Genomic DNA, 17,767 nt, shown 5'->3' on the forward strand with positions numbered 1-17,767 from the left:
GTGAGCGTAAAGCCCGTTATACTGAGCGCCGTGTAGCCACATGTCCGCGCCTCTTGTCATGCAGAGCGCAGCGAAGCCGGAATATGCTCCGCTCTGCATGACGTTCCCTACTGCCCTCTACTTATGCACCTCTCCCCCAAAGACCTCGACAAGCTCGTTCTCCACCAAGCCGGTTTCGTGGCGCAGAAACGCTACGCCCGCGGCCTGCTCCTGAACTACCCCGAAGCCCTGGCCCTCATCGCCACGCAGTTGCTGGAGTTCATCCGCGACGGCGAGCGGGTGGCCGTGCTCATGGACAAGGGCAAGCAGCTGCTGGGCCTGGCCGACGTGCTGCCCGGCGTGGCCGACATGCTCCACGAAGTCCAAATCGAAGGCACCTTCCCCGATGGCACCAAGCTCGTGACCGTGCACCACCCCATCTGCCGCGAAACCGGCGATGCCGCCCTGGCCCTCTACGGCTCCGGCCTGAGCAAAGCCCCGGCCCCCGGCGCCGCGCCCGCCCCCGCCAGCCACCCCGAGCCCGGCGAATACCAGCTGCACCCCGAAGACATCATCCTCAACGAAAGCCGCGCCACGGTGGACGTGGATGTCGTGAACATGGGCGACCGGCCCGTGCAGGTCGGCTCGCACTATCCTTTCTTCGAAACCAACGCGGCGCTGCACTTCAACCGCGCCGCCGCCTACGGTTTTCGCCTCAACATCCCGGCCGGCACGGCGGTGCGCTTCGAGCCCGGCGAGCGCAAGCGCGTGCGCCTGGTGGCCCTGGCCGGCGAGCGCATCGTGTACGGCGGCAATGGGCTCATTGATGGGAAGCTGGATGATGCTGGAAAGAAGCAGCAGGCGCTGGGAAAACTAGGAACTAGTGACTCGTAATTAACCTAAATGAAATCCTTATCAAGCAAGATCAAATTAGCTGCGATAATTATTCTCTGCGTGGCAATAGTTGCTGTAGCAGGTTTTGATGGCGTGATGGACTTTCTAAAAACTATACTCATCATCATTCTGCTTTTCCCACTGCTAGTAGGACTGTTTTACATCAAAGTTTTATTTGATGAGAAACGCTTCAAAAAGCGGTATGAAGCCTATTTGAAGAAGATGAATGGCAGTTGTCTGCTGTTCTATAATAACCGGAAAAACAGCATTGCATTTATTGAGAAGGTGCTTGCGCCAGCTTTAAATTTCAACATTAAAATGATTCCTGTAACCAGAAGCCAGATTAAGGTTGGGCCTGAATCAGAGTTTTTCGCCAAGATGCTCGAAAGCGTTGAAACAAGAAATGGCTTTCCCTATTTAGCGAAGATTTTAGACGAAAAAGTTTTTATGAAATCCGTTAATAATCAATTTTATAATGTGATGAATGGAAACAAGCCACTTGAGCCGCTTCTGGATAGAATAAACACCTTCTATAGTTCCACGCCGACCGTTTCAATAGCCTAATATGTCCCTCCCCATCTCCCGTCGCGCGTATGCCGACATGTACGGCCCCACCACCGGCGACCGGGTGCGCCTCGGCGATACCGGCCTGCTGATTGAAGTTGAACGCGACTACTGCGTGTACGGCGAGGAATGCAAGTTCGGCGGCGGCAAGGTGCTGCGCGACGGCATGGGCCAGGCCGCCGGAATCGGGCCGGCCGACGCGCTGGATTTGGTCATCACCAACGCGCTGGTGGTCGATTACACCGGCATTTTCAAGGCCGACATCGGCATCAAGGGCGGGCGCATCGTGGGCATCGGCAAGGCCGGCAACCCGCACATTATGCCCGGCGTGACGCCCGGCATGGTGGTGGGTGTCACCACCGAAGTCATTGCCGGCGAAGGCCAGCTGCTCACCGCCGGCGGCATCGACTGCCACATCCATTTCATCAGCCCCCAGCAGATTCCCGAGGCGCTGGCTTCGGGCGTGACGACGATGATTGGGGGCGGCACCGGGCCGGCGGCCGGCACCAACGCCACCACCTGCACGCCCGGCGCGTTCTACCTCGAAACCATGCTGAAGGCCACCGAGGCCTACCCGCTCAACTTCGGGTTTCTGGGCAAGGGCAACTCCTCCCGGCCCGAGGGCCTGCGCGAGCAGGTCGAGGCCGGAGCGCTGGGCTTCAAGCTGCACGAGGACTGGGGCACCACGCCAGCGGCCATCGACATGTGCCTGAGCATCGCCGAGGAGTACGACGTGCAGGTTTGCATCCACACCGATACGCTGAACGAGAGCGGCTTTGTGGAAACCAGCACGGCGGCGTTTAAGGGGCGCACCATCCATTCCTACCACACCGAAGGGGCAGGGGGCGGCCACGCGCCCGACATCATTAAAATCTGCGGCGAGCCGAACGTCATCCCGTCGAGCACCAACCCCACGCGGCCTTTCACGGTGAATACCATCGACGAGCACCTCGACATGCTCATGGTCTGCCACCACCTCGACCGCAACATTCCCGAAGACGTCGCCTTCGCCGAAAGCCGCATCCGGGGTGAAACCATTGCCGCCGAGGACATCCTGCACGACCTGGGCGCGCTCAGCATCATCTCGTCCGACTCGCAGGCCATGGGCCGGGTGGGCGAGGTCATCACCCGCACCTGGCAAACGGCCCACAAAATGAAGCAGCAGCGCGGCCCCCTGCCCGAAGACGCCGCCACCGGCCAGGCCGACAACTTCCGGGTGCGCCGCTACGTGGCTAAGTACACCATCAACCCCGCCCGCGCCCACGGCATTTCGCACGAAGTCGGCTCCGTCGAAATCGGCAAGCTGGCCGATTTGGTGCTCTGGAAACCTGCCTTTTTCGGTGCCCGCCCCGAAATGATACTCAAAGGCGGCATCATCGCCCAATCCCAGATGGGCGATGCCAACGCCTCCATTCCCACGCCGCAACCGTCGTTCTCGCGCCCCATGTTTGGGGCGCTGGGCGGGGCCATTGGGAAGAGTTCGATGGTGTTTGTATCGGGCGCATCAGTAGCCCACGTGCAGGATAATTATGGCCTCACGAAGCAAGTGGTTGCCGTAAAAAACTGCCGCAACATCGGCAAGAAGGACATGGCGTTGAACGACTATTTGCCCAATATTTCCGTTGACCCGGAAACGTACCGCGTGATGGTGGACGGCGTGCATCTGACGTGCGAGCCGGCGGAAGTGCTGCCGTTGGCGCAGCTGTATAATTTGTTCTAGGATGTAGCGCGGACTTTTAGTCCGTGAGTCAACAAATCCACTCGCGGACTAAAAGTCCGCGCTACATTCTATGCAATTCGCCCGCCTCCTGCACCTCGTCGATTCGGCCATTCCCACCGGCTCATTCGCCTATTCCTACGGCCTGGAAAGCAGCATCACCTTCGGACTTATCAACTCACCCTTTGCTCTGCGTAATTACCTGTATTCCTATTTGCAGCAAGCCGGCAGTTCCGAATTACCATTCATCCATTCCACCTTTCAGCTCACCGAAACGAGCCCCGAGTTTCAAATCGTAGCTGAGGAATACGACTCGCAATTGCTCGTGCCTACCATGTACAAGGCTAGCGCTGTGCAAGGCCGCAACTGGCTAAAACTACTAGCTACATTCTACCCGGAGGCTCAATTAGAAACCATCACCCAGTGGTTCGTTGCTCATAATATTTCACCGCATTTCACACTCGTTTTTACGCTGGCGTTGCAGCGGGCCGGGTTTGCTTTAGAAGAGTTACAGGCCATGTACCTGCACATGCTGCTGCGCGACCAGCTCAGTGCCGCCATTCGCCTCGGGTTTCTGGGGCCGCTGGAGGGGCATCAGTTACAGCACGATTTCTATGCGGTGTTTGAGCATATTCTGGCGGCGCAGGCGGGTAAGGAATATTGGGAGGCTACCCGCTCTGCGTTTTTGCTTGATGCAGCGCAGGTACTGCATGAGGATATTTATTCCAAACTATTCCAAAATTAAAATATACCGTCATGCTGAGCGAAGTCGAAGCATCTCTACTGCTTCGACTGTCATGCAGAGCGCAGCGAAGCATCTTATCCCCGTTGAACGAGTCGTGCTGACCTGATAAGATGCTTCGCTGCGCTCTGCATGACAGACGGTGCGGGCGAGCAGCTTTAGCTCAGCACTTCATGACGGTCAACAATTAACCCTTCCCCATATGGCTTTTGTCGAAAAACTTGCTCTTCTCCTCCACGGCCACACGCACGAAGCCTACGAGTCGCCCGGCGACTTTAATGAGCGCGAAACCCGGCGGCTGCCCAGCTACCGCAACTTCCGTAAGCGGGCCTTCACGGTGGGCATCGGCGGGCCGGTGGGCACGGGCAAAACGGCCTTGCTCAAGGCGCTGTGCGAGCGGCTGCGCCATGAGTTTGAGCTGGGCGTGGTGACCAATGATATTTTCACCCGGGAAGACGCAGAGTTTCTCATTCGCAATAGTGCGCTTAGCGAAGACCGGATTGTGGGCGTAGAAACCGGCGGGTGCCCACACGCCGCCATACGCGAGGATATTTCCCTGAATATGGATGCGCTGGAAGGGCTGATGCAGCGCTTCAATTATGGCCTCGATTACCTGTTTGTGGAAAGCGGCGGCGACAACCTGGCCGCGCACTTCAGCCGCGAGCTGGTGGACTATTCCATCTACGTCATCGATGTGTCGGGCGGCGACAAAATCCCGCGCAAGGGCGGCCCCGGCATTACGCAGTCCGACCTGCTCATTATCAATAAAATTGACCTCAAAGACCTGATAAAAGCCGACCTGGGCGTGATGGAGCGCGACTCCCGCAAGATGCGCGGCGATGGCCCTTTTCTCTTCGCGCGAGCTACCGATGGCCACGGCCTCGATGAGATTATTGCCCACATCAAAGCGGCTAAGGAGCGGGCGCTGGCCGCCGTGCGGGAAGACCGCCGCTAGTCAGCTCAATATTTCCGCTGCAGGGGATTGTAGCCCAGTAACGCATCGTCGGCCAGTGCCTCAAGCAGTTGGTCGCATAGCGGCTGCAGGGCGGCGCGGCTGCGGGCGGCGGCACGCAGCACGTACACGTTTTCGCGGGCCCGGGCCACCGAAACCAGGCACTCCTGGCTGGTGATGGTGAAATGCGGGCCGGTGCTGCCGGGCATCTTTTGCAGCTCGAGCCGGGCTGCCAGCAGGCGAAACCGCGCATCGGTGGGGCTGCCCACCAGAAACACGGAAAAGAAGGTCTGGTAGTCGGCAAAATTGCCGGGGGAGGTGGCAATGTGCTCGGTTGGGCTGAATGCAAACCGGTCGAGCAGCACCAGCTGGCCGGCTACTCTTACGCGCAGCTCGGAGTGCAGCGACGTGAAGGCAAAACGCTCGCCCTGGTCCATGCGGCCGGAATGAAACCAGTCGACCACCAGCAGCAGGGAATCGGGCTGCAGGTGCCACTCCTGGAGCTGCCGGTAGCGGCTCTCGGCCTGCAGCACCACGGGGTCGGGGAAGACCACGGCCAGGGCACCTTCGGCCAGCCGGCCGGTGGTGTGCTGCTCGGCCACCGCGCCGTCTATCGACCGGAATATCTTGGTGCTGGCCTGCGTGCTCACCACCAGCTGCGTGTGCGCCTGCCCGCTGATGCGCAGCCGAATGGCATCGCCGGCCACCATGCCGCCGCCGTAGCTCGAGAGCACCACGTGGCAGGCGGCGGTGGGGGAGTTGGGGTTGAACACCTTCAGCGGCTGCAGGCTTTTGCAGGTGATGAGGCGCGACTGGTTGCGCACCCGGGCTACTTCCAGCGTGCTCCATTCCATGGAGGTGCCAGGGCGGGCCAAAACAGGGGCGTCGATTCTCATACGGGTGGGGGTTGCCAGCAGCCAGCACGGCTCCGCTAATTACGGCGCTGGCGCCTGGTAACCACCAGTGGCCGGGCCTAAAACAGTTGGGCTGGCGGGCGCGTCCGTTGGCAAGTGCTGCCAGCTGAGGGCAATAGCCGCGGGCCATGCATCGTTTTGGATTCGCGCGGGCTCTCTGTATTTTAGGGTTTCGCCCGCGCCCAGGTCATGCAGAACTACTACCGCGTTTTGGGAATTGGCCCCACGGCCACGGCTGTGCAGATTGAGCTGGCCTACGTGCGGCAGCGCGCCCGTTTGAAGCGCCTGGCGGCCGACCGCGTGATGCAGTCGCGCTTGGCCGAGGTGGAAGCCGGCTACGACATCCTGGCCAACCCGCGCCGGCGCATTGCCTACGACCTGCTCCTGGCCCAGGAGCCCGACGTGCCCGCGCCACCCCGCCGGCCCCGCAACGATGAGCAGCTGGCGCGCTACGCCCGCATGGCCCGCAGCCTCAACGCGGCGCTGCTGGCGTGCTGCCTGCTGCTGGGCTTGGATTGGGCCTTGCCGCTGCGCGAATACCCCAACGAAACCGTGCGCAGCCGCTTTCCGGTGGCCGTGTCGTCGTCGCTCTCCGACCCACAGCTGGCCTACCGCGTGCACACCGAGCATACCTCGTTCCGGCTGCCCAGCTCCATAGGCCACCGCGTGCGCGAAAACCAGCGCATTACCGTCTGGAAAACGCCCTTGCTGGGCGTGGTGCAGCGCGTGAGCTCCCCCGACTCTCCCGATGGCCCAGCGCCGTTTCAGCCCTACAATGGCAATATTTACGGCACCTTTGCCCTGCTGCCGCTGCTGCTGGGCGTGGTGGCGGCCGTGGGCGTGTGGCCCGGCCGCTCGCCCGAAACCGTGGTAAACACTGCCGTGGTGAGCGGGTTGTTAACGCTGCTGGCGCTGATTGTGCTCCTGTAGGCACCCCATTAGGCCAGTGAAAGGGAGCCGTCGGCCCAGAATCCGGCCGCCAACAGCTCACTTTCGTTTACCGAATATTTCCTGCCAAGCCCCATTTCTGACTACCAAAACATGGACTTTACTTCTGCCCGCCCCGAAGATTTGCTGTTTGACGCTGCCCGCCGCGGCGACGTGGCCACCCTGCAGGAGCTGCTGGCCAGCGGCCTCGACGTGAACGGGACCAACGGCAAAGGCTTCTCGGCCCTCATTCTGGCTGCGTACGATGAGCACCTCGACGCCACCAAATTCCTGCTCGGCGCCGGTGCCGACCCCAACGTGCAGGACGTGAGCGGCAACACCGCCCTGATGGGCGTCAGCTTTAAGGGCTACCCCGAAATTGCGCGCCTGCTCATCGAGCACGGCGCCAACCTCAACCTGCAAAATGGCAACGGCGGCACTGCCCTCATGTTTGCCACGCTGTTTGGCCGCAACAACCTGGTGAAACTCTTGGTGGAAGCCGGCGCCGACCAAACCATTCCCGACGCCCGGGGCCTCACCGCCCGCGGCCTGGCCCTGCAGCAAGGCAACGAGGAGGCACTCAAGCAACTGGCTTGAGCCGAAGAATGTCGGTAATGGTGCGCTTCGCCAATGTGGGCGAAGCGCACCATTATCATTAAAGCAGCTTTAGGGGCATTATACCGTAGCGCGGACTTTGTAGTCCGCGTCCAAGCGCCATTAGTGCCGGTTCAATAAGCGGGGGAACGCGGACTACAAAGTCCGCGCTACAAGCAGCGGCCTACACTTGGACTCCCAAGCTGCCCTAGCCTTTCTGGCTGCTGCACTGGCGGCGTACGGTATCGAGCTTTTTCACGAGCGAAGCCACTTCTTGCTCATCCTGTGTGAACAGCGAGAGGGAAATGGTATCGGCGATGCCCGAGGCGGCTTTGCCATCGGCCCGGGCGTGGCGCTTCACCACGATGTCGTAGTAGCGGCTGCCGTCTTTGTCGCGCTTTTTGGGGACGTAGGACACGGAGCCCACTTCGGCCCACTCCAGGCTCAGGTTGAGCTCAAGCTGCACCTTGTCGTCGGTCTTGATGGCCCAGCTGCTGCCTTTTTTGCTGCTGTTGACCGAGATGTTGCCCGAGTTGTGGTCGTCGGGGCTGCGGTATTTGCGCATGGTTTGCTTCACGCCGCAATCGGCCAAGGTCACTGTGGCTTCGCCGTCGTCCTCGGACTTGGGAAAGTGCATGAGCTGGTTGAGCCGTTTGGTGAGGGCCTGCACTTCGGCGGCCGGGGCCTGGGCGTGGGCCGCGCCGCCCAGGAGCAGGGCGCTGGCCAGGAGGGGGAGGAAAGCTTTGAGCATTGCAGTAAGGTGAGAAGCGTGCAGAAAAAAAGCGTTGTGGCACCCGCCCGTACGAAAAGGCCAGTGCCATAACGCCAGATGCTTACTCCCCGGTTCGGGTTGCCTGCCTGCGTAGCTTTTTATAAGCGGCTCCTTTGCCGCGCGCCTGCCAGCAAGCGGCCTGGGCTAATCGGGCATTAGCCGATGCTGCGCACCACGCCGCCGTCTACGCGCACGGAAGCGCCGTTGGTGGCGGCGGCCAGGGGGCTGCACAAGAACACCACCATGCTGGCCACTTCGTCGGTGGTGATGAAGCGCTGGAGTAGCGACGACGGCCGCGCGTGTTGGAAGAAGTCGTGTTCGGCTTCGGCCTTGGTTTTGCCTTCGGCGGCTAGTTTTTTGATGAATTCGTCGACGCCTTCGGAGGCGGTGGGACCGGGCAGCACAGCGTTCACCGTCACGCCGGTGCCTTTGGTGAGCTCAGCCATGCCGCGGGCCACGCCGAGTTGAGCTGTTTTGGTGGTGCCGTAGTGAATCATCTCCTGCGGAATCTGGAGCGCCGATTCGCTGGAGATAAACAGGACGCGGCCCCAGTTGCTGGCCAGCATTATGGGGAAATAGTGGCGGGATAGGCGCACGCCGCTCAGCACGTTCACCTCAAAAAAACGCATCCAGTCCTCATCCGAAATCTCGGCAAACGGCTTGGGTTCGAAAATGCCGATGTTGTTCACCAGAATGTCTACGGTGGGCACGTGGTGCAGCAGCTGGGTTACTTCGTCGGCCTTACCGAAATCGACGGCCACGCCCCGCACCACGGCCTCCGGCGTTTCGGCCAGAATAGCGGCCCGGGCCTCCTGAATGCGAGCTTCCGTGCGGCCCGTGATGATGACTTCGGCACCCTCGGCGGCCAGGCGGCGGGCAATGGCCAGCCCAATTCCGGCCGTGGAGCCGGTGACGAGAGCGACTTTATCGGTGAGTTGTAAATCCATGGTAATTGAACGGCTAGGCCTGAAACGTAAAAGCCTAAACGTGCCAAGTCCGGATTTGTATGCCGGGGCTACAACTTATACGGCAAACCCGGGCCTGCTCCCGGGGCTAGCGCCATTTGCAGCGCCGCCAGAGCCAGCAGCGCCGGGACGGTTTGCACCAGCAGGATGCGCGGCCCCGCCGTGAGGGCCCCGTAAATGCCGGCCACCGCCACGCAGCCCAGGAAGAAACACGCCACGTTGAAATGCCAGCCGGGGTCGGTGATGAGCAGCGACCAGACTAGGCCCGCCGCCAGAAAGCCGTTGTACAGCCCCTGGTTGGCCGCCAGCACCTTGGTGGGCACAAACAGCTCCGGCCGCAACGACCGAAACGTCTTCGGCCCGCGGGTGGTCCAGGCAAACATCTCCAGCCACAGAATGTAGAGATGAATGAGCGCCACCAGGCCGAGAAGGGCTTGGCTGAGAAGATGTGGGTTCATAGCGGCCGGTGGGTTGAGGTTTGCCCAGCCAACTTACAGCTATCTCAGCTCAATATTGGGTAGTGGGGTGGAAGCACCTTGCTTGTGCGCATTATCACGCATTATCACGCATTACAGCCTTTGTACCGCTTTGTATGGCTTTGTTTCGCATCAGGGGGCAACACACATTGTCATTTTAGGCAGTGTATATGTGCTGGGTTAAGCTAGTGCATGACTGCCCTTATCGGTTAAAATGTAAGCCTGTTTGACACTTTTGGGGGCATCAGGAATAGTAAAGGCTAAATACCCTAATTCCACTAGCGGTGCCAAATACCTGGTTGAGTTAGCGGGTGAAGCCCCGAGCCCGATATGGCTTAGAATCTCTTTGCGTGTCCGGGGCTGCTGGCAGTAGCGCAAAATTTGTTGCTCTCGAATGGTTAACGGACGCATTACAAAATCTGGATGCACAGGTAAAATTGTGAGAAAATAAGAATGCGCTTCGTCCATCTCAAATACAGGTGGCCGGGAGCCATTCACCTGCATGGCTCGGCGAATTTTGGGCAGGCCTGTGGCACGGCCCTCCGTCAGGTGCAACTCGCGCAGGAAGTCACCGACGCGGCGGTTGCGATAATCCCGCGAAACGATACGAGCCTGGGTGAGCATTTGCGGCGTGACGGGCGGTAGGGCGCCCGGATAACTGAGAATTTCCAACTGCGTGGGACGCACGTTTACCTCAATGGTTTGCTGACTCTCGTAGCTGCGGTGGTACACCGCATTGGCCAGTGCCTCTTCTACCGCATCATAAGGGTAGTTGAAGAAACGCCGTGCTTCTGCCTGGCCCGAGACTTTCTGCACTTCTTCCTGTAATACTTGATTGCGCAGGTATTCCAGTACCTGCCGTAGCTGTCGATGTAGTGGCCCAGTGAAGCGTTTTTCCGTGAACTGGTCGCCTATCTCGTCGTGATAAATAATTACCTCGATGACAGCTCCTCGAAAGAACCGTTCTGGTTGCTCGTTGAACATGAGAAGCGCGATGTTTAACGGTTTCAGGTACTCGGGCGGGCCACTTACCAAACGCATCTGCTCGCAGAGTGTAACAAAAGGCATTGTTTCGGCTTCTGCGGCTAGATTGCTTTTGATTTCGCGCAAGAAGTCCCGTATAAGTGCCGGGCTTAAGTCGCTTATATTAGCTTGGTGGTTGATGCGGTCGTCGAAAGGAACTTTGGCAGCTAGCTCAAGTAAGCGCTGTTCATCAGCTTCAGTGCGCACCTGCACCGTGTTGGCAAAGTGCCGCACCCAATACACTTTCTGGCTTTTGGAATCCTTGCCTATCGATAGCGGCGCTTTATAAGGCCGAGTCTGACCACCCGGAATCCAAATGATAAGCAACCATTGGCCTTGATATTCTACCGGTTCGGCAACCGGGAAATAATGCGGGGTAATCAGATAGCAGAGTTGCAGCAGTTCTTTCTGAATCTTATCGAGCTGATTGGCTGGCAATCCTTGCGGGGGCAATACTGGGCGACCATCTTGCTCCTTTATGCCCACGATAACATAGCCTCCGCCCCAATTGTTGATATCGTTAGCGAAGGCACAGATAGAGTGCAACACATCCTCAGGGTTCCATCCAGCCTTGAATTCTAACCGTTCCCATTCCACCGTGTGGCCGGTCAGTAGTTCCTTGATATTGACGGGTAATCCCATGGCAGAATGCGTGATAAACAAAACGACCGGGTGCTCCGGCCGTTTGTTGTCAAAGAGTTAGCAAAGTAGTTTACATCCCGGACTATTCTCCCAGCTTCCCCAAAATCTCCTGCGCTGCCGTTGCAATCACCGTTCCCGGGCCGTACACGCCGGCCACGCCGGCCGCATACAGAAACGGATAATCCTGAGCTGGAATCACGCCGCCGGCGATGACCAGAATATCTTCGCGGCCGAGCTGCTTGAGTTCCGTGAGCAGCTGTGGGAGCAGGGTTTTGTGGCCGGCGGCGAGGCTGCTCACGCCCACCACGTGCACGTCGTTGTCGGCGGCCTGGCGGGCTACTTCGGCGGGAGTTTGGAAGAGGGGCGCAATGTCCACGTCGAAGCCCACGTCGGCGAAGCTGGTGGCGATGATTTTGGCGCCGCGGTCGTGGCCGTCCTGGCCCATTTTGGCTACCAGCATGCGGGGGCGGCGGCCTTCGCGGGCAGCAAAAGATTCGGCGGCGGCGCGGGCCTTGGCAAATTCCTGGTCGTAGTCCATTTCGCTGCTGTAAACGCCTGTCACGGTGCGGGTAGTGGCCTGGTGGCGGCCGTAGGCCACTTCCAGGGCGTCGGAGATTTCGCCCAGCGTGGCGCGCACTCGGGCGGCATCCACGGCCAGCGCCAGCAGGTTATTGCCGCCTGTCTGGGCGGCGTCGGTGAGGGCGGCCAGGGCAGCTTGCACGGCGGCCGTGTCGCGGGTGGCCCGTATCTGGTTGAGCCGCTCAATCTGGCTGGTGCGCACGGCGTCGTTGTCGATGTCGAGCACCTCCACCTCCGTTTTCTCGGTGGTCTTGTACTTGTTCACGCCCACGATGATTTCCTTGCCCGAGTCGATGCGGGCCTGCTTGCGAGCCGCGGCTTCCTCGATGCGCAGCTTGGGCAGGCCGGTTTCGATGGCCTTGGCCATGCCGCCCAGCTCCTCCACTTCCTGGATGAGGGCCCAGGCTTTGTCAGCCAGCTCGTGGGTAAGGGTTTCCACGTAGTAGGAGCCGCCCCAGGGGTCTACTACTTTGGTGATATCAGTTTCGTGCTGCAGGTAGAGCTGCGTGTTGCGGGCAATGCGCGCCGAGAAGTCGGTGGGCAGGGCAATGGCCTCGTCGAGGGCGTTGGTGTGCAGGCTCTGGGTGCCACCGAGCACAGCGGCCAGCGCCTCGATGGCGGTGCGGGCCACGTTGTTGTACGGGTCCTGCTCGGTGAGCGAGTAGCCCGAGGTCTGGCAGTGCGTGCGCAGGGCCAGGCTTTTGGGGTTGGTGGGATTGAACTGCTTCATGAGCTTGGCCCAGAGCAGGCGGCCGGCCCGCAGCTTGGCAATCTCCATGAAGTGCGGCATGCCAATGGCCCAGAAAAAGGACAGGCGCGGGGCAAACTCGTCAATCTTCATGCCCGCCGCGAGGCCGGCACGCACGTATTCCAGGCCGTCGGCCAGGGTGTAGGCCAGCTCAAGGTCGGCAGTAGCGCCGGCTTCCTGCATGTGGTAGCCCGAGATGCTGATGGAGTTGAACTTAGGCATGTTCGCCGCCGTGTAGCTGAAAATATCGGCGATGATGCGCATGCTCGGCGCCGGCGGGTAGATGTAGGTGTTGCGCACCATAAACTCCTTCAGAATGTCGTTCTGAATGGTGCCGGCCAGCTTGTCGGGCGTCACACCCTGCTCCTCGGCGGCCACAATGTAGAAGGCCAGCACCGGCAGTACCGCCCCGTTCATGGTCATCGACACCGACATCTCGCCAAGCGGAATCTGGTCGAAGAGGATTTTCATGTCCTCCACCGAGTCGATGGCCACGCCGGCCTTGCCCACGTCGCCCTGCACCCGCGGGTGGTCGGAATCGTAGCCCCGGTGTGTGGCCAGGTCAAACGCCACGCTCAGGCCCTTTTGCCCACCGGCCAGGTTGCGGCGGTAGAAGGCATTGCTGGCCTCGGCCGTGGAGAAGCCCGCGTACTGCCGAATGGTCCACGGATTCTGCACGTACATGCTGGCGTAGGGCCCGCGCAGATACGGCGCCTGGCCCGCCCCAAAACCCAGGTGGTCGAGCCCGGCCACGTCGGCCGGGGTGTACACGGGCTTCACCGCAATGCCCTCGGGCGTGAGCGTGGCAGCAGTTTCAGCCGCAACCGGCGCAGCGCTGGGAGCGGGAGCCGCGTCGTAGGGAATAGTGGAGAAATCGGGTTTCATTTTGATTCAATGAATAATAAGGCCGTCATGCAGAGCGAAGTCGAAGCATCTCGCCCGCTTCGTTGAGTTGATTACTTGAGCACGCGAGATGCTTCGGCTTCGCTCAGCATGACGTTCAATAGTTTCGCACCAAGACCTTGCCTAGCGGCCCTGCAGGCGGTCGAGCACTTGCTCTGTGGTGTAGCCCTGCACCTTCATTTCCTGGAAGCCAAACACCCGCACGGCTTCCTGCAGCGTGGGCATGTCGGAGCTGAGCAGCGTGGGCGGAATGAACACCTGCTTCTCGGTCGGAATCTGGTAGATGAAGCGGGCAAAACGCTGGAATTGCTCGGGCGTGGCGTACATCAGCGTGGCTTCTTCGGGCGATGAGTACAGCAGCGACAGGGTGCCCGGCGGGTGGCTGGCCGCAATCTCGGGCCGCTCGTGGGGCTGCAGCATATTCAGAAACGACTCCAGAATAATCTGGTTGGTATTGGTGCCCAGCAGTACCACGGCCGCGCGCTTGCTCTTCTTTTCCCGGCGCTCAAAGTGCAGGGCCGTGGCCAGGCGCAGCACCTCGGTGGGGTAGGTGGCGCGCGTCACATCGAAGGCCGCCGAGCGCAGCAGCTTCTTTGGGTGGAAGCTGAACCGCTCCCCGCGCTGCTGGAAGCGGTTGGTGCCCACCACCACCTGCTGCCCGCTCGCAATGCGCCGGAACGTTTCGGTGGCCACTTCTTTGATTTCTTCCAGCATCTGGCCCCGCACCTGCGGCAGCCCACCGGCCGCCTCCATGCGCTGAAACAGCACCCAGGCCTCGCGAGCAAGCTGGTCGGTCAGGGTTTCGATGAAGTAGGAACCCGCGGCGGGGTCCTGCACCCGGCCCAGGCCCGACTCTTCGCGCAGCAGCACCGACAGGTTGCGCGCCAAGCGGCCCGAAAAGTCATTAGGCTCGGCAAAAAGACTGTCGAAGGGAGCCACCGACAACGTATCGGCGCCGCCCAGCACGGCGCTCATGGCCTCGGTGGTGTGGCGCAGCAGGTTGGTGTGCGGGTCGAGGGTGGTTTGCGTCCAGGTGGCGGTGTGGGCGTGAATGCGCAGGCGTTGGTTCAACGTAGCTGGCAGGCCATAGGCGTGCAGCAGCGTGGCCCAGAGCCGGCGCAGCGCCCGCAGCTTGGCTATCTCAGGAAAATAGCTGGGGCCGATAGCTACGTGCAGATGCATGGAAGCCGCTACCTGAGTTGGGCTGATTTCGGCGTTGGGCAACTCGGCCAGCAAGGCGGCGGCCGTGTTCAGGCTGAAGGCAATTTGCTGGGTGGCCGTCGCGCCCCGGTTGCCAAAAAAAGCGCCGTTCACAGCCAGCGTGGGGAAATCAGGCATGCCCGTGGTCAGGCTCACGCAGCGGCGCAGGGCCGTGCGGTAGTCAGATAGCTCGGCGCCTTCGGGCATAGCCCCGGGCGAGAAGCGCAGGAAACCGCGCAGCGCCGTGCCAGGCGCGGCTTCTACCAGTTGGCGCAACAGCTCATCGGGGCCAGTAGTCACGGTGTAGCCGATGTAGGTGTGGGCCAGTGGCAGTTGCTCGGCCAGGTAGTGCACGGCGAATGCCGGCGCATCCGTGAGCACGAAATGGATGCCATCGGCGCCTTTGGCAAGCTCGGCCACGGCTTGGTCAATTTGGGCCCGGCCCTCACCAGCCGGCACCGTAATGGCGGGCACGTTCAGCCAGGGCGCTTGCGGGTGGGGCAGGGGAGCGGGCGGGCCCCCCAGAGCTGCCCAGGCTTCGCGGTGGTAGAAGGGTTCCACGCTGAAGCCATCGGGCAGGGGCCAGCGCAGGGTGGCCGGGTCCTGGCCTTTGAGGTCGCGGGTCAGGCGGGCCTGCCACTCCGCTGTTGTCACGGCCGGAAATTCAGCGAAAGAAACGGGCGTGGCCACGGGGGTATCAGACATAAATTTTAGAGGCTTTTTCTGCTAACAGCACAGCGGCACTTGAAGAATACGTGCAACCATCCAAAACAGGGCGAAAGATACCGCGCGTGCCCCAATGCGGCCAGTGCCGAGCTCTACAGAGTGCGCGGCAAACTACTCGCTGTTGCCGCAAGTAGCTCAAGTTGCCCAGCTGCGGGCGCGGGTTTTGGAGGAAAGCACGGCGACGCCACGGCTCCTTTTTACGGGGCGCTGCAAGCTTCAGCCCACTATTTAAATGTTGAGCTTAGCATCGGTAGCGCATACCAGCGCCGTAGCTTTGCCCTGCACTTCTTTGGCCCTACTGGCTTCTTAATTAATCCCTGTCCCTACTACTTCTCTGGAATGAACAAAAATCTACCTGCTGCCTTCGCACTGCTGTGTTTGTTTTCGATGGCAATTTATAGCCCCAGTGCCCGGGCCCAGACCAACTTCCGCCCGGGTTACGTGTTACCCCTCACCGGCGACACGCTGCGTGGCGAAGTAGACTCCCGCGAGGGCCGCGCCAATGCGCAACGCTGCCGCTTCCGGCCCACTGCGCAGGCCGAGGCAACAACTTATCTGCCGGACCAGCTCCGGGCCTATGGTTTCACAGCAGAAAACCGGCACTACCGCAGCATGACGGTGGCTATAGACAAGGCTGCACCCCAGTCCTTCTTTCTGGAGGTGCTGGTAGACGGGCCAGCAAGCTTGTTTTTCTTGCGCGATGCCGAGCAGCGTGAAAATTATTATGTGGTTTCGCCCAATTACCCACTAACCCTCCTGCCACACGGAATGGTGCAAGCCCTGCGCGACAACCAACCGGTTATGCAGGTCCAAACTGCCTACCGCAACATTCTGTCGGCTTCGCTAGCCGGCTGCCAGGTGGTGCAAAAGCAACTGCCGCGCCTGGCATTCCAGGAAAGTGCCTTGATTAAAGTAGTATCGACCTACAACACAGAATGTGCAGGCTACCGGCCTTCCCGGCCTCAACCAAGTGGGGCTACGTCACACGTTTCCATTGGCATTATGGCCGGTGGAGTGCAGCATTCAATGACTTATACGGGCTTTCCCTTCAAGGCTGGCGAGAGCTTCGAACGCACGCACACTGGCATCGCGGTTGGGCCGGTTTTGCAATACCGAACCAGCCGGCTTGGCCAACGGCTTTCAATTGTTGCGGCTGTGCTATACGAGCCTGAGAAGTATGAGATTGAGGGTGAAGGCAGGAGCTCCAACGGCTTTGCCGGACTTCGCTTTAGGCATCGTTTCGACCTGGCTTACCTGCGTTTGCCAGTAATGGTACGCTATACCTACCCCCGAGGTAAGGTGGCTCCGATGGCCGAAGCAGGCTTCACGGTGGCCTATGCGGTTAAAGAAAATACCAGTGCCGAGGAAATGGACCGCTATGGGACGTATTCGCCATCGCAGCCAACCAATGTCGGCTCTACCGGTAAAGGGTTTAGCCCCGTACAAACCGGTTTTGCAGTTGGGCTTGGGCTGTATACCCATGTTGCTGGAGGCCGTGGTGTTTCGGCGCTGGTGCGGGCAGAAAAAGCGAATGGTTTCAGCAAAGCCATCGATGCCACTAGTACTATTTTGCACCTTTACGGCTTGATTAGCCTTGACCTAACCAAATAGCCCAATTGCTGGCTCTTTGGGCTGGCAGTCACTGTCGCTGTTTTATCCATTTTCGTTTTCTGATGCGCTTCCGTCGTCTAAGTTTCCCCCTGTTTCCCGTTTTAGCGCTGGCCTTGGCCGCTGGCTGCCAGCGGGCCGGCTATGCGCCCACGGCTCACTTTGCCCCCGCCACCAGCCAAGTTGTGGGCAAAACCCAGGCGGAAGACCCGGCCGTGGCCGCGCTCATTGCGCCCTACCACGACCGGGTGACCAGCCAGATGCAGGAGGTAATCGGCAATGCGCCGGCGGCCCTGACTAAAATGCCCGGCGAGTCGCCGCTGGCCAATTTCGTGGCCGACCTGCAGCGCGCCCGCGCCAGCCAGGCCCTGGGCCAGCCCATCCCGCTGGGCGTGATGACCAACGGCGGCCTGCGCGCGGGCTTCGCGGCGGGACCCATTACCCTGGGCTCGGTGTTTGAGCTGATGCCGTTTGAGAACGAACTGGTGGTGCTGGATGCGCCGGGCCCGGTGGTGCAGCAGCTTTTTGAGTACGCCGCCCACATCAAGATGGCCGTATCCGGCGCTACCTACGCCGTCACCTTCGACGGCCTGCCCAAGGACATCCGCATCGGTGGCCAGCCCTTCGACCCCAATCAGGACAAAACCTGGCCCATTGCCATTTCCGACTACCTGGCCACGGGCGGCGACAACATGGTGTTCTTTAAAACCCTGACGCCCCGCCACACCAACATCCTGCTCCGCACCGCCATTGCCGACCACATCCGGGCCCTCACCAAGGCCGGCCAACCCGTAACGGCTAAGGTAGAAGGCCGCGTGAAACAGTAACCAGCCAGGACCCTT

At 60.5% G+C, this 17,767-nt stretch carries 15 protein-coding genes and 1 pseudogene; 9 read left to right on the forward strand and 7 right to left on the reverse strand.

Annotation, left to right across the window (positions count from 1 at the left end; all coding sequences use genetic code 11):
* Window positions 1-123: 123 nt before the first annotated feature.
* The 5 genes from LJ738_RS05790 (at window position 124) to ureG (ending at window position 4,851) form a co-directional block, all read left to right on the forward strand.
* Window positions 124-873, forward strand: a complete 750-nt coding sequence (locus tag LJ738_RS05790) for an urease subunit beta (RefSeq protein WP_227785365.1) — start codon at window positions 124-126, stop codon at window positions 871-873.
* Between the two features lie 9 nt (window positions 874-882).
* On the forward strand, window positions 883-1,437 hold the full coding sequence (locus LJ738_RS05795) for a hypothetical protein (RefSeq protein ID WP_227785366.1): 555 nt from the start codon (window positions 883-885) through the stop codon (window positions 1,435-1,437).
* A 1-nt stretch (window position 1,438) separates the two neighbouring features.
* Window positions 1,439-3,157, forward strand: a complete 1,719-nt coding sequence (gene ureC, locus LJ738_RS05800) for an urease subunit alpha (protein WP_227785367.1) — start codon at window positions 1,439-1,441, stop codon at window positions 3,155-3,157.
* Window positions 3,158-3,227: 70 nt separating this feature from the next.
* A complete protein-coding gene (locus tag LJ738_RS05805; protein ID WP_227785368.1) occupies window positions 3,228-3,899 on the forward strand; it encodes an urease accessory protein UreF in 672 nt (223 codons plus the stop codon).
* 199 nt (window positions 3,900-4,098) lie between these two features.
* Complete coding sequence (gene ureG, locus LJ738_RS05810) at window positions 4,099-4,851, forward strand: urease accessory protein UreG (protein WP_227785369.1); 753 nt, start codon at window positions 4,099-4,101, stop codon at window positions 4,849-4,851.
* 5 nt (window positions 4,852-4,856) lie between these two features.
* Here the strand turns inward: ureG and LJ738_RS05815 are convergent, their stop codons facing one another.
* Window positions 4,857-5,744 (reverse strand): urease accessory protein UreD, encoded by an 888-nt coding sequence (locus LJ738_RS05815; protein WP_227785370.1) that lies wholly within the window; start codon window positions 5,742-5,744, stop codon window positions 4,857-4,859.
* Between the two features lie 207 nt (window positions 5,745-5,951).
* On the opposite strand from LJ738_RS05815, the gene LJ738_RS05820 reads away from it, so the two are divergent.
* A complete protein-coding gene (locus LJ738_RS05820) occupies window positions 5,952-6,692 on the forward strand; it encodes a J domain-containing protein (RefSeq protein ID WP_227785371.1) in 741 nt (246 codons plus the stop codon).
* Window positions 6,693-6,764: 72 nt separating this feature from the next.
* A pseudogene (locus tag LJ738_RS05825) lies at window positions 6,765-7,286 on the forward strand (ankyrin repeat domain-containing protein); the annotation flags it as partial.
* Between the two features lie 205 nt (window positions 7,287-7,491).
* On the opposite strand, the gene LJ738_RS05830 reads toward LJ738_RS05825, so the two are convergent.
* From LJ738_RS05830 to LJ738_RS05855, 6 genes are all read right to left on the reverse strand, one after another.
* A complete protein-coding gene (locus LJ738_RS05830; RefSeq protein WP_227785373.1) occupies window positions 7,492-8,034 on the reverse strand; it encodes a hypothetical protein in 543 nt (180 codons plus the stop codon).
* Window positions 8,035-8,210: 176 nt separating this feature from the next.
* Window positions 8,211-9,002, reverse strand: coding sequence for an SDR family NAD(P)-dependent oxidoreductase (locus tag LJ738_RS05835; protein ID WP_227785374.1), 792 nt, complete (start codon window positions 9,000-9,002; stop codon window positions 8,211-8,213).
* A gap of 68 nt (window positions 9,003-9,070) precedes the next feature.
* Window positions 9,071-9,478: a DUF1304 domain-containing protein gene (locus LJ738_RS05840; RefSeq protein WP_227785375.1), complete on the reverse strand. Its 408-nt coding sequence runs from the start codon at window positions 9,476-9,478 to the stop codon at window positions 9,071-9,073.
* 198 nt (window positions 9,479-9,676) lie between these two features.
* Entirely contained in the window at window positions 9,677-11,161 is a 1,485-nt protein-coding gene (locus LJ738_RS05845; RefSeq protein ID WP_227785376.1) for an RNA/DNA-binding domain-containing protein, read from the reverse strand.
* Window positions 11,162-11,243: 82 nt separating this feature from the next.
* The gene (gene scpA, locus LJ738_RS05850; RefSeq protein WP_227785377.1) at window positions 11,244-13,373 is read right to left on the reverse strand and encodes a methylmalonyl-CoA mutase; all 2,130 of its coding nucleotides are present in this window, start codon (window positions 13,371-13,373) and stop codon (window positions 11,244-11,246) included.
* 141 nt (window positions 13,374-13,514) lie between these two features.
* Window positions 13,515-15,296, reverse strand: a complete 1,782-nt coding sequence (locus LJ738_RS05855) for a methylmalonyl-CoA mutase family protein (RefSeq protein ID WP_227785378.1) — start codon at window positions 15,294-15,296, stop codon at window positions 13,515-13,517.
* 360 nt (window positions 15,297-15,656) lie between these two features.
* Between LJ738_RS05855 and LJ738_RS05860 the strand changes: the two genes are divergently transcribed.
* The gene (locus LJ738_RS05860; protein ID WP_227785379.1) at window positions 15,657-16,928 is read left to right on the forward strand and encodes an outer membrane beta-barrel protein; all 1,272 of its coding nucleotides are present in this window, start codon (window positions 15,657-15,659) and stop codon (window positions 16,926-16,928) included.
* Window positions 16,929-16,990: 62 nt separating this feature from the next.
* Window positions 16,991-17,752 carry a 5'-nucleotidase C-terminal domain-containing protein gene (locus LJ738_RS05865; RefSeq protein WP_227785380.1) on the forward strand — a complete coding sequence of 254 codons (762 nt, stop codon included), beginning with the start codon at window positions 16,991-16,993 and terminating at the stop codon, window positions 17,750-17,752.
* Window positions 17,753-17,767 lie beyond the last annotated feature (15 nt).

The organism is Hymenobacter plasmatis, from assembly GCF_020711255.1.
Taxonomy (GTDB): Bacteria; Bacteroidota; Bacteroidia; order Cytophagales; family Hymenobacteraceae; genus Hymenobacter.

Bases quoted from the DNA above. Each gene is read 5' to 3' on its own strand.
- ureG (WP_227785369.1), top strand. From the start codon at position 4,099: ATGGCTTTTGTCGAAAAACTTGCTCTTCTCCTCCACGGCCACACGCAC.
- LJ738_RS05790 (WP_227785365.1), top strand. From the start codon at position 124: ATGCACCTCTCCCCCAAAGACCTCGACAAGCTCGTTCTCCACCAAGCC.
- LJ738_RS05835 (WP_227785374.1), bottom strand. From the start codon at position 9,002: ATGGATTTACAACTCACCGATAAAGTCGCTCTCGTCACCGGCTCCACG.
- ureC (WP_227785367.1), top strand. From the start codon at position 1,439: ATGTCCCTCCCCATCTCCCGTCGCGCGTATGCCGACATGTACGGCCCC.
- LJ738_RS05845 (WP_227785376.1), bottom strand. From the start codon at position 11,161: ATGGGATTACCCGTCAATATCAAGGAACTACTGACCGGCCACACGGTG.
- scpA (WP_227785377.1), bottom strand. From the start codon at position 13,373: ATGAAACCCGATTTCTCCACTATTCCCTACGACGCGGCTCCCGCTCCC.
- LJ738_RS05860 (WP_227785379.1), top strand. From the start codon at position 15,657: ATGAACAAAAATCTACCTGCTGCCTTCGCACTGCTGTGTTTGTTTTCG.
- LJ738_RS05795 (WP_227785366.1), top strand. From the start codon at position 883: ATGAAATCCTTATCAAGCAAGATCAAATTAGCTGCGATAATTATTCTC.
- LJ738_RS05830 (WP_227785373.1), bottom strand. From the start codon at position 8,034: ATGCTCAAAGCTTTCCTCCCCCTCCTGGCCAGCGCCCTGCTCCTGGGC.
- LJ738_RS05840 (WP_227785375.1), bottom strand. From the start codon at position 9,478: ATGAACCCACATCTTCTCAGCCAAGCCCTTCTCGGCCTGGTGGCGCTC.
- LJ738_RS05815 (WP_227785370.1), bottom strand. From the start codon at position 5,744: ATGAGAATCGACGCCCCTGTTTTGGCCCGCCCTGGCACCTCCATGGAA.
- LJ738_RS05855 (WP_227785378.1), bottom strand. From the start codon at position 15,296: ATGTCTGATACCCCCGTGGCCACGCCCGTTTCTTTCGCTGAATTTCCG.
- LJ738_RS05865 (WP_227785380.1), top strand. From the start codon at position 16,991: ATGCGCTTCCGTCGTCTAAGTTTCCCCCTGTTTCCCGTTTTAGCGCTG.
- LJ738_RS05805 (WP_227785368.1), top strand. From the start codon at position 3,228: ATGCAATTCGCCCGCCTCCTGCACCTCGTCGATTCGGCCATTCCCACC.
- LJ738_RS05820 (WP_227785371.1), top strand. From the start codon at position 5,952: ATGCAGAACTACTACCGCGTTTTGGGAATTGGCCCCACGGCCACGGCT.